Below are 18,228 nucleotides of genomic sequence, written 5' to 3'. Positions count from 1 at the left end.
TGCGTTCCGCCTCCGGATTCCGGCGCTATCAATTACTTTCTTGCGTGTAATCAAATGCTGCACGAACATTTTCCGCATCTATCGTCACGCATTGGCTTGTGCCTGAAATATCGAATTCTCCATCCCTGCGAGTCTGGCCTGTAATTTTTCGGCGAGCTTCCCGCACAGGATTTCCAATCCATCGGTTACGCCAAGGTCTCTGGTTTGAGTTACCCGTAATCCCGAATAACCGCACGGATTGATCGCCGCAAATGGAACCAGGTCCATGTCGACGTTGAGAGATAGTCCGTGATAACAACAACCATTTTTTATTTTCAGCCCCAACGCTGCGATTTTTGCGCCATCCACATACACGCCGGGCGCATCCGCGCACCCTACTGCGTCTATGCGATAGTCCCATAGCAAGTCCACCACCGCACTTTCGATTTTCCTGACCAGTTCGCGCACGCCAAGTTTGAGGCGACGCATATCCAGCAGCAGGTAGGCGACAATTTGACCAGGACCATGGTAGGTGATCTGGCCGCCGCGATCTGTCCGAATGACGAGAATACCGTCGTTATGCAGCAGGTGTTCCGGCTTACCTGCCACACCCTGAGTGTAAATCGGCGGGTGTTGCAGCAACCAGATTTCATCAGGCGTATTTTTCGTGCGAGAACCGGTAAAGTCCTTCATCGCTTGCCAGGTGGAAAGGTAATCCGTCAGGCCGGCATATCTGATTTTAATGTTTGAGCTTCCCGGTTCAAGCCGTGGGGGAAGCATGCTCGAAAAAGTATTCGGGGTTTCCAGAACGCGCGGCCTCGTTAAAGTACCATTAATACCGACGGATGATCGCACAGTTCCCGATATAGCGCATCCAGTTGTTCGCGGGAAACGGCACGTATCGTGCAGGTGAGGCTCAGATAGGTATTTTTCTTGCTGATCCTGACCTCCAGATTCGCCTCATCATAATCGGGCGCGTGGCATTTTACGATCATCAGTACTGCCTGAGTAAACTCCTGCCGGCCATGTTCCAGCGATGCCGCGCCGGATAGGGAACCCGGCAAAGACCCGACGCGCCCTATGATTTTAATGGGAAAATCACAAGGGTATTCGATTAGCGTGGTTTGCTCGGACGCGCTCATAGGTTGCGGCTTTCTAGCCGGGATGTTTCATAAATTTGCGTGATGATTGCGCAGGATTTTGTTTTGTAGGGGAATTTTGTGAAAGAGTGGCGTAGTTATTCATACGCCCGACTGAACGAAATTTTCATACGAAATAAAAGACCAGCGAGGGCGCGCGTCAATTTATGAAACATCCGGGCTAGATGTTGGAAGATTGCCTCGCATCACATTGTGCTTATAGCGCTGGTAGAGCCGGTACAGTAATGCGAACATCGCGCCCGGTTTTCCCTCGCCCACCGGTTTACCGTCGAGGCGGGTGATCGGCATGATTTCTTTAGTCGAGGAGGTAAGCAAAAGTTCCTGGGCGGTACGTACTTCATATTCAGAAATTGCTCGCACTTCATACGGAATTTTTTCGGCCGCCACCAGCTCAAGTACGACGTCATAAGTAATGCCCGGCAGCATGAGATGATTTTTCGGCGGAGCCAGCAGAACACCATTTTTTGCCACAAAGATGTTGCTGGCCGCCCCCTCCGTCATAAAGCCTTCCCGCAACAGCACTGTTTCCATTGCACCCGCATCCACCGCCATTTGGCGCAGCAACACGTTGGGTAACAGTGAAATCGCCTTGATGTCACAACGTAACCATCGGTTGTCATTGGCTGTGATAGCGGCAACGCCGGCAGCGAGCAATTCCGCCGGTGGCGCCAGCAATGGATTACTCATGATGAACACGGTGGGCGCCACCCCTTTTGGAAAAGCATGATCCCGCCTCGCGACACCGCGCGTAACATGCAAGTAGAGATATTGATCGTCATGTTCATTGCCAGCGATGATTTGCTCCAGCAAGCTGCTCCATTCGCTGTCCGAATGCGGGTTTTGCAGCCGAATCCCATCAAGGCTGTGCTGCAAGCGGAGCAGATGCTCGGCCAGGCGAAAAGCTTTGCGAGAATAGACAGGAATTACTTCATATACACCGTCGCCAAAAATGAAGCCCCTGTCCAGCACAGGAACACGGGCTTCCTCGATAGGCATGAAATCACCGTTCAGATAAATCATGATGAGCCTTGTTCGTAAAATCTGCTGCGGAGCGCACTCGTCCAACGCTAATTAAAGATCAACCGCATACTATCCCAGGCGCGGCCAAAAATATTCGCGGAATTCACCGTTTCCAACGCCACCAGCGGATGTTCAGCTACGGGTTTGCCATCGAGCGTAAATTTCGCCCTGCCCACTTTTTGTCCTGCAGTGATGGGAGCAACCAGAGGCTGTTTATATTCCACCCTGGCTTTCAGCTTATCGGCCTGATATCTGGGGAGCGTGAAATAAACATCATACCCGAAACCTGTCCTGAGTTTGTCCTGCGCACCTTTCCACAACTGGATGGCAATCACTTCCTTCTCCTTCGGATACAGCCGGACGGTATCGTAGAACTGGAAGCCATGATTCAACATACGCTGGCTTTCCATGGCGCGCGCACTATCGGAGGCCGTTCCCATCACTACCGAAATCAGCCGCCGCTCGCCACGCCTGGCTGACGTAATAAGGCAATAGCCCGCAGCTTCAGTATGTCCGGTTTTCAGTCCGTCCACGTTGGGATCAAGCCACAGCAGACGATTACGATTAGCTTGAGTGATTTTGTTGTACGTATATTCACGCAGGGAATAAAGCGGATAGTATTCAGGAAAATCCCTGATCATGGCAGCCGCCAGCAGGGAGAGATCATAAGCCGTGCTGTAATGCTCGGAATGCGGCAAACCGGTTGAATTGGCGAACCGGGTATTTTTCATGCCCAAACGGCTCGCCTCCTTGTTCATTATCTGTACGAAGGCACTCTCTGAGCCCGAGACAGCTTCGGCCAACGCTATGCAGGCATCGTTGCCGGATTGAACGATCACGCCGCGCATTAATTCATCAACCGTTACCGTCCTGCTGGGTTCGATAAACATGCGGGAACCCTGCGTGCGCCAGGCTTGCTCCGACACTGCCACGCTCTGCGTCAGAGTGATGCGTTTCTGGTGGAGCGCGGAGAAAACCACATAGGCTGTCATCAGCTTTGTAAGCGACGCGGGCTCGACACGTTCGTGAACATTCTGACCGAACAAAGTCTGCCCGCTTTGAAAATCGGTGAGAATATAGGATTTGGCAGCCACCGATAAGGCCTGCGGGGCCGTGGAAAGCTGAGCTTGCTGTGCCGTAGCAGGTAAGGCCAACACGCACAGCAATAGAGGAAGTAAACGTCTCATTGATAGCGGCAAAAAACGCTATTATATCCCAGCCACATCGATCGCGTTACCGGGGTACGGATTGCTGGCAATTTCGCGGCATCCGACTCTATCGTCGGCCGCCGCAAATGCTAAAACCGTCGTTCCAACCCAATTTATATTGGGTATCGACTGCAAACCGGCTTTTGTTCTTGAATCCGAAACGCGTTTTTTTTGCAGTCTCGCAGCCATCGATATAGCCGTCCTTGAAAGCTGGCGAGTAACCCGTGAGGTTATAGACGGGCCGCGTGGTCGCAGGCATGGGTCCCGGCGGGCGCTCGCCCTGTCCCGTGGCCGCACAGCCTGCGAATGCGGTAACCAGAAAAACCGCCACGATCAAACGCATCGTCCGCTCCCCTTTAATTGACAGAGATAGGATCATCCCTCCCAGGCTAAAGATAGCATCAGGGAAACGACAGAATCCTGCATTCCTGCTCGTTCGTATCTCGGGCAGTCTTTGTACCAAGCAACCTGCCGGACTACGCCATGCCAAAACCGACCTGCTTTTGGCGGTTCAGGATACGGTTGTAATCGTCAACGCCTGCGCCCGCCCCCGAAGATACCACCCAAAACGCCTCGAAAGATCTCGCGGCCGACCTGCGAACCCGCAGAGCGAGCTGCGCTTTTGGCAAGCGTATCGAGAATGCCGGGGTGACGGCCCCCGCGCGGACCTGTCTTGCCGAGCAGCATATCGCCCAGCATATCCATCACGCCTCCGCCGGCATCCGTTGAGCCCGTCCTGGCCGGCTGTGGATCTGCCTCACTCTCGGCATGCTGTTTTATGGCTGTACGGCTCCTGATAATCTCGTATGCCGATTCGCGATCCACTATCTGTTCGTAATGACCGAAAATAACCGACGACCTGATGATGGCCGCACGCTCCGCATCGGTAATGGGGCCTATTCTCGATGCCGGCGGCAAAATAAACGCACGCTCAACCATGGTGGGACGGCCCTTCTCGTCCAGAAACGACACCAAAGCTTCGCCGACAGCAAGCTCGGTGATTACCCTTTCGGTATCAAAATCAGGATTGGCACGCATGGTTTGGGCTGCGGACCTGACGGTCTTCTGGTCTCTCGGGGTAAACGCGCGCAATGCATGCTGCACTCGATTGCCAAGCTGGCCTAAAACGCTTTCGGGGATATCCAGCGGACTCTGCGTGATAAAATATACCCCTACTCCCTTGGAGCGTATCAATCTCACCACCTGCTCAATTTTCTCCAGCAATGCCCTGGGCGCTTCGCTAAACAATAAATGGGCCTCGTCGAAGAAAAACACCAGCTTCGGCTTCCCTTCATCGCCAACTTCGGGAAGGTGCTCGAACAGCTCCGATAATATCCACAGTAAAAAAGTGGAATACAACTTGGGCGAGTTCATCAGCTTTTCGGCGGCAAGAATATTGATCGTGCCACGCCCATTGCTGTCGGTTTGTATCAGGTCACTGATGTCGAGCATCGGCTCGCCGAAGAAGTTATCTCCTCCTTGTTGCTCGATCTCCAGCAATGCACGCTGAATAGACCCTATCGAGGCCGCTGAAACGTTGCCATACTGGACGGTGAAATTCTTCGCGTTTGTGCCGATGAATTGCAGCATCGCGCGCAGATCCTTTATGTCAAGCAGTAGCAGTCCGTTGTCATCCGCTATCTTGAACACCATTGTCAGCACGCCCTGCTGCGTGTCGTTCAGGTTCAATAGCCGCCCAAGCAACAACGGCCCCATATCTGAAATCGTTGTACGGACGGGATGGCCTGCTTTTCCGTAGATGTCCCAGAATGTAACCGGGCATGCCTTCCATTGCGGCTCATCAAGTTGGAGATGCGAAAGCCGTTCCCTCAGTTTGGGCGAACCTTCGCCTGGAGCGGAAAGGCCCGCCAGGTCTCCTTTGACATCAGCCATGAATACCGGCACCCCGATTGACGAGAATCGCTCGGCCAACACCTGCAGGGTGACGGTTTTGCCGGTGCCGGTCGCGCCGGTAATCAGCCCATGCCGATTGGCGAAGTTGGGTAGCAGCCCAATCGCATGGTCAGAACGGGCAATTAATAACGGATTCGTCATGAAAACCTCGGAAATTGGCTTAAGAATTGGTTCGGCATTACTTCAATGCATCAGCAATGTTGTTTTTAATACTGCTTCTGCAATCTGGCAATCGGCTCTTTTTTCTTACCCTGCCCAACCGGCAATATCGAGCATCAGAAGCAGCAGAAGCCACAACACCAGGGTACGCCAGACCAGGCCTACCGTACTTTGCAGAAAATCCACATCGGCTTCTTCGCCTACACCCAGTTCGGGACGATAATGTGTACCACCGGCTTCTTCCGACGGATCACCCAGGCAAACCCCAAGGGCACCCGCGCCACTGGCGAGGATGATGCCCTGGTTTTGGTCTACCCATGATGCCGCCTGCGCACGCCAGCAATAAACCGCATCCTCAAAATTACCTGCAATGGCGAAGCTCAACGCAGTCAACCTTGCCGGGAGCCAATCGATTATCTGGAATGCTTTTGCGGCAAAATCCCCAAAAGCATCCGGGCGGTCGCTCCAACGTTCATCCAATAATTCCGCCAGGCGATACAACACCGGGCCCAGCGGTCCCGGCAGGACGGCAAAGCAAACAATAATCCCAAATACATAACGGTGCGAATAGACAAGCCCCCTCTCGATGGTAACCCGCGCGATTTCCTGGCTATCGAGCTTGTCCGCTTTGACTCCATGCAGTTCCTTCAGTAACTTGCGAGCGAGGAGCAAATCCCCATTTTTGAGCGCATCCTTGATTTCGGTGAATGAATAGCTGAACTGGCGAAATCCCATGGTGAGATAAAGCGTAATTACATTCCACGCCCACGCCAGCAAGGGGTTAAGGCCATGCAATAAATAGTAGACCCAACCCCAGAGTATCAGTACCGGCGTCATTGCGGCGATCCAGGCCGCTATGCCGTGGCGGCGCGCACCGGTATTGAAATATTGCTCCAGCCAATCCGCATAGGAGAGAAAGAGCAAAACGAAACGATTGCGATCGCTGCCTGGACGCCACTGGTCCAGCAGGAAAGCGGAGATCAAGGAGAAAAAGGTCATTGCGAAAAAATCATACAGGTTCCTGCTACTCCGTTCTTATCCCGGATATTTCATAAATTTGCGTGATGATTGCGCAGGATTTTGTTTTGTAGGGAAATTTTGTGAAAGAGTAGCGTAGTTATTCATACGCCCGACTGAACGAAATTTTCATACGAAACAAAAGACCAGCAAGGGCGCGCGTTTATGAAACATCCGGGTTATATATCATCGCAACACTGATTTGAGCAACTTGCCCATCTCGGCAGGATTTCGCGTTACTTTAATCCCGCACTCTTCCATGAGGGCGAGCTTTTCCTGTGCTGTGCCCTTACCACCGGAGATGACCGCGCCGGCATGCCCCATGCGCTTGCCTTGCGGCGCGGTAACACCTGCAATAAAGCCCACCAATGGTTTCTTCATATGCTCCTTGGCCCAACGGGCGCAATCTTCCTCATCGGAGCCGCCGATCTCACCCACCATCAAAACCGCATCGGTGTCATCGTCGTCATTGAACAATTTCATTACATCAAGGTGCTTCAGCCCATTCACCGGGTCACCGCCAATGCCGATACAGGTGGACTGGCCCAATCCCTGCTCCATCAGTTGCGCCACAGCTTCATAAGTGAGCGTGCCGGAACGCGATACCACGCCCACGCGTCCTTGCTTATGGATGTAACCCGGCATAATGCCAATCTTGATTTCGCCGGGGGTGATAATGCCCGGACAGTTGGGGCCGATCAGCCGGGTTTTCCGCCCCTTCATCTTGTGGCAGGTACGCAGCATGTCGCGGACCGGAATACCTTCTGTAATGCAGATTACCAGGTCCAGCTCCGCATCCACGGCCTCGTCAATAGCGGCGGCGGCGAATGGCGGTGGCACGTAAATAACGGAAACCGTCGCGCCGGTTGCCTGTTTTGCTTCCCGGACGGTAGCAAAAACTGGAATGCCTTCAAAATCCTCGCCTGCTTTCTTCGGATTCACGCCCGCGACAAAACAATTTTTTCCGTAGGCATAACCCCGGCACATGCGAGTATGAAACTGCCCGGTTTTACCGGTAATACCCTGAGTCATGACACGGGTATGGCGGTCGATGAGGATAGCCATACTACACCCCTTTTGTTGCAAATTCTGTTGCCGGCGCCGTCGACTGTGCGGCCATGACAGCCTTCTCCGCAGCGTCCGCCATATTTCCTGCGGAAATTATCCGCAGTCCGGATTCACTCAGGATTTTTTTGCCCAGATCCACATTGGTTCCTTCGAGGCGCACCACCAGCGGAACGTTCAGCTTCAGCTCCCGCGCCGCCGCCACCACACCTTCCGCGATCACGTCGCACTTCATGATGCCACCAAATATGTTTACGAGTATGGCTTGCAGCTTGGGGTTGCATAACATCAGCTTGAATGCTTCCGCCACCTTTTCGGCAGTAGCACCCCCGCCGACATCCAGAAAGTTGGCCGGATTTCCGCCGTAGAGCTTGATGATATCCATGGTTGCCATCGCCAGACCCGCGCCGTTAACCAGGCAACCGATGTTGCCGTCCAGGGAGATATAGGAGAGACCATGCTGGGATGCCTCAATCTCCGCCGGGTCTTCCTCGTCCAGATCCCGCAGGCCAGCAATATCAGGGTGGCGGAAGAGCGCGTTGTCGTCGAAACTCATTTTCGCGTCGAGCGCGACGATATGATCCTCGGCGGTAAGAATCAACGGGTTGATTTCGACCAATGAGGCGTCCGTGCTGTCATAGGCCTGGTACAAGCTCTGTAAAAGAACCCGTGCTTCTTCCACTGCTGTTTCCGCGATCCCGATCTTGCCGGCAATGTCGCCAGCCTCCTGGGCGGTTAGCCCGATGATCGGATCGATCAACACCTTGTGAATCTTTTCCGGGTTCCTGGCCGCGACCTCCTCGATATCCATTCCCCCTTCGGAACTGGCCATCAGGCACACGCACCGGCTACTTCGATCAACCACCAGGCCGATATAAAACTCTCTTCGGGTATCAATCCCCTGCTCTACCAGAAGACGCCGGACAACCTGGCCGCGCGGGCCGGTCTGATGCGTAACCAGCGTCATACCCAGTATTTTTTCAGCGAACTGCTTTACCTCATCAAGCGACCTGACTACTTTTACGCCCCCCCCCTTGCCACGCCCGCCGGCGTGAATCTGTGCTTTAACCGCCCACACGCCACCACCCAGCTTTCTGGCAGCCTCGACCGCTTCCTCAACACTAACACAACCGATTCCCGGGGGCGTGCTAACGCCAAATTCCCGCAAAATCTGTTTAGCCTGGTATTCATGGATTTTCATGGCCTCTCCAGTAACGCGGAAAACCAAGTATATCCTATTCGTTTAGCGACGTTGCATGAAGAAGGCAGCAGTTTCGAATGAGCTAACACGAATACCGAACTTCTCACAGGGTTATCCCTATCGAATTGTCCGGCTATATGCCAAAATCATCAATCGGCGTGATTGCCGTCTTGCTTAATGGATGAATCCGCTGAATCCTGATCGATATTTACTTCACATAGTATTACCGTGACATTATCTCTTCCCCCTGCAGCAATAGCCGCCGCGATCAGCTCTTTGACCTTGTGCTGGATCGATATCGAGGAAAGCAGGATCTCCTGGATCGCTGAATCCGCGACCATATCCGTTAGCCCATCCGTACATAGCAAAAAAATGTCATGGCTGAATCCCGCACCTTCCAGAATATCGAACGACACCGATGGATCTATCCCAAGCGCTTGCAGGATGATATTTTTCCGCGGGTGATGTTTCGCTTCCTCCGGCATCAGTGTTCCACTGTCCACCAGGCGCTGCACCAAGGAGTGGTCTTTGGTCAACTGCCGCAAGATGCCATCCCTCAGCAAGTAGATCCTGCTGTCTCCGACGTGACCGATAACATACCTGTCCCCATCAAACACCAGAAGATCGCCGGTACATCCCATCCCTTCGTCATCTGGATACTGTGCGGTATGTTCGAATATCCGTTCATTTGAACACCTGAAGACTTTTCGGGCAAGTTCATGGTTTGTTTCACTGAATGAAGAAGCACGGCTGCGAAAAACAGCCTGCGCCGTTTCAATAAAATAACGACTGGCAATCTCACCCGCCGCCGCGCCGCCCATCCCGTCCGAGATTGCAAAAAGCCCGGCTTCAGGCATGACCAGGTAGGCATCCTCATTATTGTTGCGTAACAGTCCGATGTCAGTTGCGCCTGCCGAAATCAGCTTGACCATATCGTATCCAGGTGATCAAAATCCAGGGAATTCACAGGTCCGGGCAAAACATCCGATAGCACATGATCAATTACTCATGCCATTTGACATACCGGACGGATATACAGTTCTGATTAAAGCAGGTATTCTTATCAGGAAGGCAAGCTTCATGGAAGCATCCCACAGTACGGGTACTGCCATAATGTCTAACTTGTCAAAAGAGAAAGCATGCGGGCACTGATTTTTCTGTTGGCGACGGTTTATATATCGAGCTTCAGCTCGATATCGTTTGCCGCCGAACACAATCATGGCGATGCCGTTACTTACACGCCCGATGTTACCTTTACCTTGCGCACCGACATCGCGGACGGCAAACTGGTCTTTATCGGTGAAACCGATGCCATTTCGAGCAAGATCAACCCAGATCTGAAAGTACCCGAAGGCGCGGTTGTCCAGATCAACCTGATCAATGGCGACGGCGCCGTTCACGACATCGCCATTCCCGAGTTCAGTGTGAAGTCCGGCAATATCACGGCAAAAAGCGCAGCCACTACGATAGTATTCCGTGCAACGCGCACCGGCAAGTTTGAATACCTCTGCACGCTGCCTGGCCATAAGGCCGCCGGAATGTTTGGCCAACTCATCGTGGGTACCCCGGAGGAGCAGGCAAAAAGCAATGCAATAGATGTTGCACAGGATCCCCATGCGGTAGGCGAACCTGTCGGTAACCGCGGGCCAAAACACGTGATGCTGGATCTCGAATCCACCGAGATCGAGGGTCGCCTCTCGGATGGCAGCACCTATAAATACTGGACCTTCAACAACAAGGTGCCGGGCCCATTTGTGCGCATAAGGATGGGCGACACAGTTACTGTCAAGCTGCGCAATGCAAAAGACAGCGCCCATATCCATTCGATAGATTTTCACGCGGTTACGGGTCCGGGCGGAGGCGCAACAGTCACCCAGGTTGCGCCTGGTCAGCACAAGAGCTTCACTTTCAAGGCACTGCACCCGGGACTATTCGTTTATCATTGTGCGACTCCCATGGTCGCTCAGCACATCGCAAATGGCATGTATGGAATGATTCTGGTTGAACCGGAAGGCGGTATGCCGGAGGTTGACAGGGAATTCTACGTAATGCAGGGCGAGCTCTACACCGCGCAACGGCATGGCGCCCCAGGCTTGCATGAGTTTTCGCTCGAAAAACTTCTCGCCGAGAATCCGGGTCACCTTATGTTCAATGGAACCATGGATGCGCTCACGAAAACGTACAGAATGAAAGCCAACGTGGGCGAAAACGTGCGAATATACTTCGGCGTGGGTGGTCCCAATCTAACCTCGAGTTTTCACGTCATCGGAGAGGTGTTCGATAAAGTATATGACCATGCCTCGCTGACCAGTCCGCGGCTAACCGACGTACAAACCACGCTTGTCCCGCCTGGCGGCGCCACCATAGTAGAGTTCAAGGTGGATTATCCGGGTCAATACATACTGGTCGACCACGCGCTGTCGCGCATGGAGAAAGGGCTGGCAGGTTTCCTGACGGTCAATGGCAAGCCAAACCCGGCAATATTCAACAGCAGCGAAAAGACCGGCGTTACCTCCGGACGTCAGGAATAATGCCGACGGCGACGGCAGGAACGAAATAGCTTCAAACCGTACTGCTACGCATCGGCTCGAAGCTTCTCACGCCACGCCACTACACAGTCCAAAAAGAGCTGCAGCCAAGAATGGTTTCGATCAGCGAAAGGTTCCTAGAAAACCATGCGTGTGATCGAAGGAGTCAACATATTCCCCTACGATCTCTCCAGCGTCATTGATGCCAAACGCGCGTGTATGCTTTGCTCGCGGAACGTTAAATGTTTCCACGCCGCGCGCTTCCGTAAATATAAATCCCCGGTCGATCCCGTCCTTGGTATAGGTTCCAACGTGCCTGACCTCATCCGGCGCATCGGCATCGTTGATGCCGTAAGCATCGCTTCTGGTAGCGCCTGGGATAACGATGCGCTCGGCGCTCGCAATGTCAGGTCCCGACAAATAAAAAGCGTTGAATTCACCGGTGGCCTCCTGTAGGGTTCCTACCATTCTTCGCGTGTTGTTAATGCCGAAGGTTTGCGTCGACAGGTCGTTGAATACGCTGATGGGACCGCTGGGGCCGGGCGGAAAGGTAAAGCCGTAATTCCTGCCCGCCATGTCCGAGAAGGTGCCGACTATGAGCCCGCCATCGTTAATGCCATAGGCAGTGGGAATCGGGGGATTACCGGGAAAGGATATAACGCCGCCATCCAACAGAAACGCGCGCTGCCCGAATGCGTCGCGAACGGTGCCCACAATCTCGCCGGGGCCGGAATTATTAATGTCGAAAGCTTTAACCTCAATGGCTCCGTCAACGACAAGCGTGACAAAACTGGTTTGAAGATCTCGCTGGAACCCATTGATATTTCCTGCTTTATCGACATAGTACCCAACAATGGAGGCGGACCCCGCCGAGCTGGCGTTGTTTATGCCACGCGGATGAGTGGATACAGCCCCCGGAACGTCAATATCGGTAAAGACAGTGGGTATACTGGAGCAACCGGCAATTCCGCTTACCAATCCGAATCCAGCGATCCAGACGATTAATTTGTTTTTCATCTTCGCCTCCTCTAGAAAGACCCGTTCCTCGAAACGCTGCGGCCCAACGCAAGCTGTCACCAGGTTTGCGCATCGAAATTGCATGGTCAGCTATATTAACGATAGCCAAGATTCTGAAAAATGCAAGGAAGGCTGGAGGTTTCGCTCAGGGGAGGATATATAAAGTATCGCTCAAATACGCCGGTATCAATCCGGTTGCTGGAAACGCCTGATTATCCCCAAACCTCTACCATTTAATTTGACATGGTACGGGGGCGCCGTATTGCGTATCTATGCTCACCATTGCAGAAACTGAAGTCTTCAGCCAGTAACTGTAACTAGTCGCTCCTGAAATACCTTCCAAACCCGCACAAATATTGACGTTTTGGGTATTAAAAAGGCGTGGGATTTGCCAGAATCAGGTTGTTACCCCCTGATTTCTGGTGAATTGAGATGAAGCCAAAGAAGCAAGAACGCAGTGGTTGTGATGATCTTTTCCGGATGCGGCTGGAGCAGATACTGGATCAGCGCCATGCGCTGTACCGGCTGGGTGGGAAGATAGACTGGACGGTAGTGGAAGATCACTTTGGTGCCCTGTATTCAGAGGAAGGCCATCCCGGCATCCCGATCCGGTTGATGGTTGGACTGCACTACCTCAAACACACCTTCAACGAATCGGATGAAACCGTGGTGGCACGTTGGGTAGAGAATCCCTACTGGCAATACCTTTGCGGAGAAGAATACTTTCGTCACGAGATCCCGATCAACCCCAGCCAGATGACACGGTTTCGTGAGCGCATAGGAAAAGAAGGTTGCGAATTCATGCTGGGCCTCACGGTAGTGGCGGGGCTCAACACCAAGACAGTATCCAGGGCATCCGTTGCAATCGTCAACGTCGACACCACGGTTCAGGACAAGGCGATTGCCTTCCCGACCGACGCCAGGCTGTACCACAAGGCCAGAGGTGCATTGGTACGGCTGGCGAAACAGAGGGGAATTGACCTGCGTCAAAGCTACGAGCGGGTATCGAAACGCGCGCTCATGATGAATGGGCGCTATGCCCATGCCCGGCAGATGCGGCGCGCGAAACGGGAACAGAAGCGGCTCAGGACCTACCTGGGGCGGGTGATTCGCGACATCGAGCGCAAGGTGGGGTTGCAACAGACAGAAGCGGGACAGGAACACCCTGGACTCAAGCGGTTATTGGAGATTGCCAAGAGGATTCATGCGCAACAGCGCCACGACAGAAGTGGCCCCAAGAGTTTGAACAAATCCATAAGTGGAAAATCTGCTACCTTTTGATGGTCCCTGCGGGGCTTCGACATGGAGCAGAGAAAATGGCAAAAAGATCGAGACGAACCCATTCAGCGGTGTTCAAAGCCAAAGTGGCACTGGCAGCGCTAGCTGGCGATAAGACGCTGGCTGAACTGGCACAGCGGTTTGAAGTGCATCCCAACCAGATTACCGAGTGGAAACGGCAACTCAGCGAGCGAGCGGCCGACGTATTTGGTGGGACCGCTGTGGCTGAGCCGCCGGTTGATCTGAAGGTATTGCATGCCAAGATTGGGCAGCTGACGCTGGAGAATGATTTTTTAGAAAGTGCGCTCACCAAGCTGGGATTGCTGAGCGCAAAGCGATGATAGACGGCAACCACGCACTTTCAATCAGTCGTCAGGCCCAACTGACCGGCATCAGCCGGGGCAGCGTGTACTATCTACCCAGACCTGTCAGCCCTGCCGATCTGGCGCTCATGTGCCGCATTGACGAATTGCACCTGGAGAATCCCTTCATGAGTGCACGGATGCTGCGTGACCAGCTTAATCGGGCGGAGTACGATGTTGGACGCAAGCACGTCGGCACGTTGATGAAACGCATGGGCATAGAGGCGCTATACAGAAAGCCGGGCACCAGCAAGAAGCACCCTTTATCCTGCTGCGGGGCCTTGCCATCAATCGGGCCAACCAGGTTTGGGCACTGGACACGACCTACATTCCGATGGCCAAAGGCTTCGTCTACCTTACCGCCGTCGTGGATTGGGCCTCACGGCGTGTATTGGCAGCAAAGGTAGCGATCACGCTGGAGGCCTGCCATGCAGTCGATGTGTTGCAAGAAGCATTCAGCCGCCACGGTAGGCCGGAAATTGTGAACACCGACCAAGGCAGGCAGTTCACCACCCATGAATTCTTGCAGGCGGTCAAGGAACAGGGGTGCAAACCCAGCATGGATGGGCGCGGGGCCTGGAGAGATAAAGTGTTCGTCGAGCGCCTGTGGAAATCGGTGAAATACGAGCGGGTGTATTTACATGCCTATGACTCGGTCACCGAAGCCAGATCATCAATTATGCAATACATGGATTGGTACAACCGATCCAGACCACATTCGAGTCTGGGCAAGAAAACACCTGATGAAGCTTATGCCGTGATGCTGCCGACGGTCGAACTGGCAGCGTGAAAATCAGCAGAGATTCCACTTAAAATACTCCGGTCGTTGTTCAAACAATCGGGACCACTTCTGTCTACCTAGCCAGTCACAACCGCCCCGTTCATGAAGTCCTGTTTCCGACACTGCGCGATATTGACCAGGAATACCAACGCAACTTCAAAGGGATGACTACCCATCCCGTGGAACTGTCCGCCTTGCTTGCCGCACGTGAACGGATGGTGCACAAACTACAAAGGCTTGGCTAGAAGGCCAGCCAGCGTATCAATTCCTTATTTTCTGCATACAACACTGGGGTTTGTATGCTCAGGTCAGTTTGCAATCGTCTTATTAATCAATATCTTATAAATAATCCTGACATAATTCGGATCGCCTCGTCTATTTCTACGTAAGGCAGAGATTTCTGTAGACCGATAATCTAAAACGGAGGGAATTATGAAATTGCACCAATTATTTTCATGGAAGTCGCTTCATTCGATATTTAGTACTCCCCCCAGTGAGAATTCCCCTACATCCCCACAAGGGCAGACCAGCAGAGTAGAGCTAAACAGCCCATCCGTAGGGGAGGTGGCTCACTTACCTGCATCTGTCATAGGTGACTATAACACCGCGCAGATTTTAAATACAGAAGCAAATTATGAAAGAAGCGATGGATTAATAAATGCGCCCGAGTTAGTTGCTTTCTTTAACGTGGACTACCACGCCGTCGGCCGTCACGATGGCGCGACGCTTAAGTCGCATGCAGCATTGGAGCTTGGGAGAACTTTAATCATCGCAAAATTTGAGATTACTCTCATGGCACTTATGGAACAAAAAGACGCAAATATATATAAGTTACAAGATCAACTCATAGAAATTGAAGGAGTCGATCCTCGTCTGAGCAATCGACTGAGGTTAGCCCAAGAGCGTATGGGGAAGGACATAATAGACTTGAGGGAGCAATCCGAAAAAGCTGCAAAGGGCACCGGCTGGGTACTGGGATCCCTAAATCGGTATCAAATGGGCTTTCACGATGGGTTACGCGCAACCACTCTTCCAAAATATTAGCTTAAGAAGGAGCCAAATCATGAATTTTGCTACAAGGTATATGTGTTATGTCGTCGGTGAAGAACCGGCAATAGTAAAGTTGTGGCAACCTGCCACCGTTAGGCGCATGAAAGCATTTGCCATTGCCCTCCATATCCCCGTAACAATCTGGGCGGTATCCAGCTACGCAATAGCCTCCATGATATTCGAGTTGGGAATGGTGACCTCTGCATTGATTACACTTTTTTGGGCAGGATTGATTTACCTGGTTGAGCGGCTAATTCTGGTCGCACCTAAGGTCTGGTATGTGAATTTTAGCCGCATATTGATCGGTGTAATAATTGCTACTTTAGGTTCTGGCATGGTTGACTTGGTTATATTCAACAAAGATATAACGCAGCAACTGCTTAGAGATAAAAGAATCGATATAAGTGCTAAATATGAAAGGTTAGCTTCTTCTCAGAAGGAAATTTTGGATAAGGCGAGAATTGGCTGGTTAGACAAGCAAGAAGAAGCCAATTGTGAAGCTAATGGCAAGTGTGGTAGTGGAATCCCCATCCTTGGACCAAGATCCCGTGAACTGTCTCGGCAAGCCGAAGTCTTCCGCCAAGACTATATTGATGCGCAGCATAAGCTCGAAGAAATTTATAAAGATAAGACTCAGGAATTGGCAAATTCTTTAACTTCTACTTTTGAAGAAGAAGGATTGCTTACGCGTTTAAAAGCCTTGCATAGCTACGTATCGAACAATAACGCTGCTCTGATTGTATGGTTACTATGCTTTGCGCTAATCTTATTTTTTGAGCTTATGGTTGTGTTGACCAAATTGTTTTTCGGGGAAACCGTTGATGATCAGATCGAAAAACTTCGTGAGGATGTAATCCGGCATAATGCCGAGCGCCTCAAGGATGCAGAAACATCTCCAACTGCCAATGCCAGAAAGCTCCTTAAAAACATTTACTCAAATAGTGTAAGCTCTACGGTTTAGGAAGGAATATGCAATCTGGGCAAGAAAGGAGCGGACCTGGGAATGATAACTGAAGAAGAAATAATAAGATTAATTCGTAGCGGCGGCAAAGAAACACAAGCAGGATGCAAGGCCCTTTACGACAACCATGCACAACACATGCTTTCTTTTTTTATTAAACGCGGACGCGTTTCTATAGAGGAAGCATGGGACGTGCTTCAAGAGACAGTTGTGAATATTGTTAGAGGCGCAACAAATTTTTCAGGGGAGGAAAAAGCTAAAGCCTGGATTTGGCGGATAGCCCGGAATTGTCTAATTGATCATTTTCGTAAACATTCTCGTTATAAAGACGCGTTGCGTGAACATGAAGAACAGGAGAATTTTTTTTCCGGTTATCAATCGAAGGATGAGTCCCGCGGTAGGGAATCCACCGAAAACGATGCTGCAGATCTGCCTTCCGATGCGGAGAAACTCGACGAAGTAACAAAGAATCTTGACTGTGAGATCGAGCCGCATTGCCGCAATGAAAAAGATCCTTCGCAAAAAACAATGTATGAACGGGATATAGAGAATGTGAGAGATAACGAAAACGATGACCATGAAGTTGAGAAAGGAGCATTCGTGATATCCAACAACCCCAGAGCCGTTGCTGATTGCGTCTGCGCGGGACTTGAGGCGTTTAGCAGGGAGCATCCTCTACGCGTCCATGTTCTCGAAATGAAGATGGATGGGGTGAGTGACAAAGAAATTAGCATCAAAATTGGTCGAACCCTTTCGGCTACCCGGGAATATCTGAGCCAGTGCAGAAAAAAATTCGAACCATTTATAATTCATTGCAAGGGATTATTATCCTCATGACACAACCTCCTAACATACAAGATGAACAGTGGTTTGCTGCGTTAGCAGGCAACCCTGATCCCGCTGCAGATCCAGAGATCAATCGTGAAGCTTTGGCGTTGCGCAAAGCTTTGAAAGCACGTAACGAGCAAATAGCAGCGGAAATTCCCAAAGCTGACGCGGCACATTACGAACAACTCATGTTTCGTTTGCGCCGTGAAGGCTTAATTGAAACAGGTCGATACTCAAATCTCAACAAGCGTTTTGTTCGGTTTGCTGTAGCTGCATCCGTGATGCTGAGCGTAGGCTTGGTATATCTTACTCATCTACATCAAGATCCACTGCAAAATGAGGCAGAAGCCATACGTGGTTTGGGTGATATGCAAATTGTGTTGGCGGTGGATCCGGAAAAACATTTGACACATCTTACTTCCGAATTAGATCGGCTCCGCATCAACTATCAAGTCGAGCGCATAGGGGATGAAATTTCACTCAAGATTGAAGGCATAGACCCAAGGAAAGAAGAGGTGGAAACCTTTCTGAAGAACAATCACATTAAGCCACCGATAGAAATGAGCTTGAATCTGAATATTCGGCCAATGACCAAACCGTAACGAAATAACGATATCCAAACATGGATTGCAACATGAAGTCGAGAAGCTCCGCTTAAACGGATCTTCGAGATATTTTGTATTACAACCATCCGAAGATA

At 51.7% G+C, this 18,228-nt stretch carries 19 protein-coding genes and 1 pseudogene; 9 read left to right on the top strand and 11 right to left on the bottom strand.

All coding sequences use genetic code 11. From position 1 onward, the window contains the following. Positions 1–84: 84 nt before the first annotated feature. From lipB to F822_RS12365, 10 genes are all read right to left on the bottom strand, one after another. The gene (gene lipB / locus F822_RS12410; protein ID WP_025042057.1) at positions 85–759 is read right to left on the bottom strand and encodes a lipoyl(octanoyl) transferase LipB; all 675 of its coding nucleotides are present in this window, start codon (positions 757–759) and stop codon (positions 85–87) included. A gap of 41 nt (positions 760–800) precedes the next feature. Beyond that, positions 801–1,121 carry a YbeD family protein gene (locus F822_RS12405; protein ID WP_025042058.1) on the bottom strand — a complete coding sequence of 107 codons (321 nt, stop codon included), beginning with the start codon at positions 1,119–1,121 and terminating at the stop codon, positions 801–803. Positions 1,122–1,283: 162 nt separating this feature from the next. Beyond that, positions 1,284–2,159, bottom strand: a complete 876-nt coding sequence (locus tag F822_RS12400; protein WP_025042059.1) for a D-amino acid aminotransferase — start codon at positions 2,157–2,159, stop codon at positions 1,284–1,286. A 47-nt stretch (positions 2,160–2,206) separates the two neighbouring features. Then, positions 2,207–3,346, bottom strand: coding sequence for a D-alanyl-D-alanine carboxypeptidase family protein (locus F822_RS12395; RefSeq protein WP_025042060.1), 1,140 nt, complete (start codon positions 3,344–3,346; stop codon positions 2,207–2,209). A gap of 88 nt (positions 3,347–3,434) precedes the next feature. Then, positions 3,435–3,710 carry a hypothetical protein gene (locus F822_RS12390; protein ID WP_025042061.1) on the bottom strand — a complete coding sequence of 92 codons (276 nt, stop codon included), beginning with the start codon at positions 3,708–3,710 and terminating at the stop codon, positions 3,435–3,437. Positions 3,711–3,898: 188 nt separating this feature from the next. Beyond that, positions 3,899–5,422 (bottom strand): helicase HerA-like C-terminal domain-containing protein, encoded by a 1,524-nt coding sequence (locus F822_RS12385; RefSeq protein WP_025042062.1) that lies wholly within the window; start codon positions 5,420–5,422, stop codon positions 3,899–3,901. 105 nt (positions 5,423–5,527) lie between these two features. After that, the gene (locus F822_RS12380; protein ID WP_025042063.1) at positions 5,528–6,439 is read right to left on the bottom strand and encodes a CobD/CbiB family protein; all 912 of its coding nucleotides are present in this window, start codon (positions 6,437–6,439) and stop codon (positions 5,528–5,530) included. Between the two features lie 204 nt (positions 6,440–6,643). Continuing rightward, positions 6,644–7,522 carry a succinate--CoA ligase subunit alpha gene (gene sucD / locus F822_RS12375; protein ID WP_025042064.1) on the bottom strand — a complete coding sequence of 293 codons (879 nt, stop codon included), beginning with the start codon at positions 7,520–7,522 and terminating at the stop codon, positions 6,644–6,646. 1 nt (position 7,523) lies between these two features. Beyond that, positions 7,524–8,723 carry an ADP-forming succinate--CoA ligase subunit beta gene (sucC, locus tag F822_RS12370; RefSeq protein WP_025042065.1) on the bottom strand — a complete coding sequence of 400 codons (1,200 nt, stop codon included), beginning with the start codon at positions 8,721–8,723 and terminating at the stop codon, positions 7,524–7,526. 149 nt (positions 8,724–8,872) lie between these two features. Next, positions 8,873–9,655, bottom strand: coding sequence for a Stp1/IreP family PP2C-type Ser/Thr phosphatase (locus tag F822_RS12365; protein WP_051536771.1), 783 nt, complete (start codon positions 9,653–9,655; stop codon positions 8,873–8,875). A 207-nt stretch (positions 9,656–9,862) separates the two neighbouring features. Here F822_RS12365 and nirK point away from each other — a divergent pair, with 207 nt between their 5' ends. After that, positions 9,863–11,254 (top strand): copper-containing nitrite reductase, encoded by a 1,392-nt coding sequence (gene nirK / locus F822_RS12360; RefSeq protein WP_025042067.1) that lies wholly within the window; start codon positions 9,863–9,865, stop codon positions 11,252–11,254. 120 nt (positions 11,255–11,374) lie between these two features. On the opposite strand, the gene F822_RS12355 is transcribed toward nirK, so the two are convergent. Next, positions 11,375–12,268 (bottom strand): hypothetical protein, encoded by an 894-nt coding sequence (locus tag F822_RS12355; RefSeq protein WP_025042068.1) that lies wholly within the window; start codon positions 12,266–12,268, stop codon positions 11,375–11,377. 432 nt (positions 12,269–12,700) lie between these two features. Between F822_RS12355 and F822_RS12350 the strand changes: the two genes are divergently transcribed. From F822_RS12350 to F822_RS12320, 8 genes and pseudogenes are all read left to right on the top strand, one after another. Beyond that, positions 12,701–13,549 (top strand): IS5 family transposase, encoded by an 849-nt coding sequence (locus F822_RS12350; protein ID WP_025042069.1) that lies wholly within the window; start codon positions 12,701–12,703, stop codon positions 13,547–13,549. Between the two features lie 35 nt (positions 13,550–13,584). Then, positions 13,585–13,887 carry an IS3 family transposase gene (locus F822_RS15805; RefSeq protein WP_025042070.1) on the top strand — a complete coding sequence of 101 codons (303 nt, stop codon included), beginning with the start codon at positions 13,585–13,587 and terminating at the stop codon, positions 13,885–13,887. After that, positions 13,884–14,090, top strand: a pseudogene (locus tag F822_RS15925) (IS3 family transposase); the annotation flags it as partial. The gene F822_RS15805 and the pseudogene F822_RS15925, both read left to right, overlap by 4 nt. A 47-nt stretch (positions 14,091–14,137) precedes the next feature. Further along, positions 14,138–14,698, top strand: a complete 561-nt coding sequence (locus F822_RS15795) for an IS3 family transposase (RefSeq protein WP_231623607.1) — start codon at positions 14,138–14,140, stop codon at positions 14,696–14,698. 423 nt (positions 14,699–15,121) lie between these two features. Continuing rightward, on the top strand, positions 15,122–15,733 hold the full coding sequence (locus tag F822_RS12335) for a hypothetical protein (RefSeq protein ID WP_025042071.1): 612 nt from the start codon (positions 15,122–15,124) through the stop codon (positions 15,731–15,733). 19 nt (positions 15,734–15,752) lie between these two features. Continuing rightward, positions 15,753–16,700: a DUF4407 domain-containing protein gene (locus F822_RS12330; RefSeq protein WP_025042072.1), complete on the top strand. Its 948-nt coding sequence runs from the start codon at positions 15,753–15,755 to the stop codon at positions 16,698–16,700. 42 nt (positions 16,701–16,742) lie between these two features. Further along, on the top strand, positions 16,743–17,537 hold the full coding sequence (locus tag F822_RS12325) for an RNA polymerase sigma factor (protein ID WP_025042073.1): 795 nt from the start codon (positions 16,743–16,745) through the stop codon (positions 17,535–17,537). Continuing rightward, positions 17,534–18,130, top strand: a complete 597-nt coding sequence (locus F822_RS12320) for a hypothetical protein (RefSeq protein WP_025042074.1) — start codon at positions 17,534–17,536, stop codon at positions 18,128–18,130. The genes F822_RS12325 and F822_RS12320 overlap by 4 nt, the downstream gene beginning before the upstream one ends. Positions 18,131–18,228 lie beyond the last annotated feature (98 nt).

The sequence above is a fragment of the Nitrosospira briensis C-128 genome, assembly GCF_000619905.2.
Classification (GTDB): Bacteria; Pseudomonadota; Gammaproteobacteria; order Burkholderiales; family Nitrosomonadaceae; genus Nitrosospira; species Nitrosospira briensis.
Note: the sequence above shows the minus strand (reverse complement) of the source record. Positions and strands in the feature narration are given on the sequence as shown.

Coding starts and splice junctions, on each gene's coding strand:
- lipB (WP_025042057.1), bottom strand. CDS start 759: ATGCTTCCCCCACGGCTTGAACCGGGAAGCTCAAACATTAAAATCAGA.
- F822_RS12405 (WP_025042058.1), bottom strand. CDS start 1,121: ATGAGCGCGTCCGAGCAAACCACGCTAATCGAATACCCTTGTGATTTT.
- F822_RS12400 (WP_025042059.1), bottom strand. CDS start 2,159: ATGATTTATCTGAACGGTGATTTCATGCCTATCGAGGAAGCCCGTGTT.
- F822_RS12395 (WP_025042060.1), bottom strand. CDS start 3,346: ATGAGACGTTTACTTCCTCTATTGCTGTGCGTGTTGGCCTTACCTGCT.
- F822_RS12390 (WP_025042061.1), bottom strand. CDS start 3,710: ATGCGTTTGATCGTGGCGGTTTTTCTGGTTACCGCATTCGCAGGCTGT.
- F822_RS12385 (WP_025042062.1), bottom strand. CDS start 5,422: ATGACGAATCCGTTATTAATTGCCCGTTCTGACCATGCGATTGGGCTG.
- F822_RS12380 (WP_025042063.1), bottom strand. CDS start 6,439: ATGACCTTTTTCTCCTTGATCTCCGCTTTCCTGCTGGACCAGTGGCGT.
- sucD (WP_025042064.1), bottom strand. CDS start 7,522: ATGGCTATCCTCATCGACCGCCATACCCGTGTCATGACTCAGGGTATT.
- sucC (WP_025042065.1), bottom strand. CDS start 8,723: ATGAAAATCCATGAATACCAGGCTAAACAGATTTTGCGGGAATTTGGC.
- F822_RS12365 (WP_051536771.1), bottom strand. CDS start 9,655: ATGGTCAAGCTGATTTCGGCAGGCGCAACTGACATCGGACTGTTACGC.
- nirK (WP_025042067.1), top strand. CDS start 9,863: ATGCGGGCACTGATTTTTCTGTTGGCGACGGTTTATATATCGAGCTTC.
- F822_RS12355 (WP_025042068.1), bottom strand. CDS start 12,268: ATGAAAAACAAATTAATCGTCTGGATCGCTGGATTCGGATTGGTAAGC.
- F822_RS12350 (WP_025042069.1), top strand. CDS start 12,701: ATGAAGCCAAAGAAGCAAGAACGCAGTGGTTGTGATGATCTTTTCCGG.
- F822_RS15805 (WP_025042070.1), top strand. CDS start 13,585: ATGGCAAAAAGATCGAGACGAACCCATTCAGCGGTGTTCAAAGCCAAA.
- F822_RS12335 (WP_025042071.1), top strand. CDS start 15,122: ATGAAATTGCACCAATTATTTTCATGGAAGTCGCTTCATTCGATATTT.
- F822_RS12330 (WP_025042072.1), top strand. CDS start 15,753: ATGAATTTTGCTACAAGGTATATGTGTTATGTCGTCGGTGAAGAACCG.
- F822_RS12325 (WP_025042073.1), top strand. CDS start 16,743: ATGATAACTGAAGAAGAAATAATAAGATTAATTCGTAGCGGCGGCAAA.
- F822_RS12320 (WP_025042074.1), top strand. CDS start 17,534: ATGACACAACCTCCTAACATACAAGATGAACAGTGGTTTGCTGCGTTA.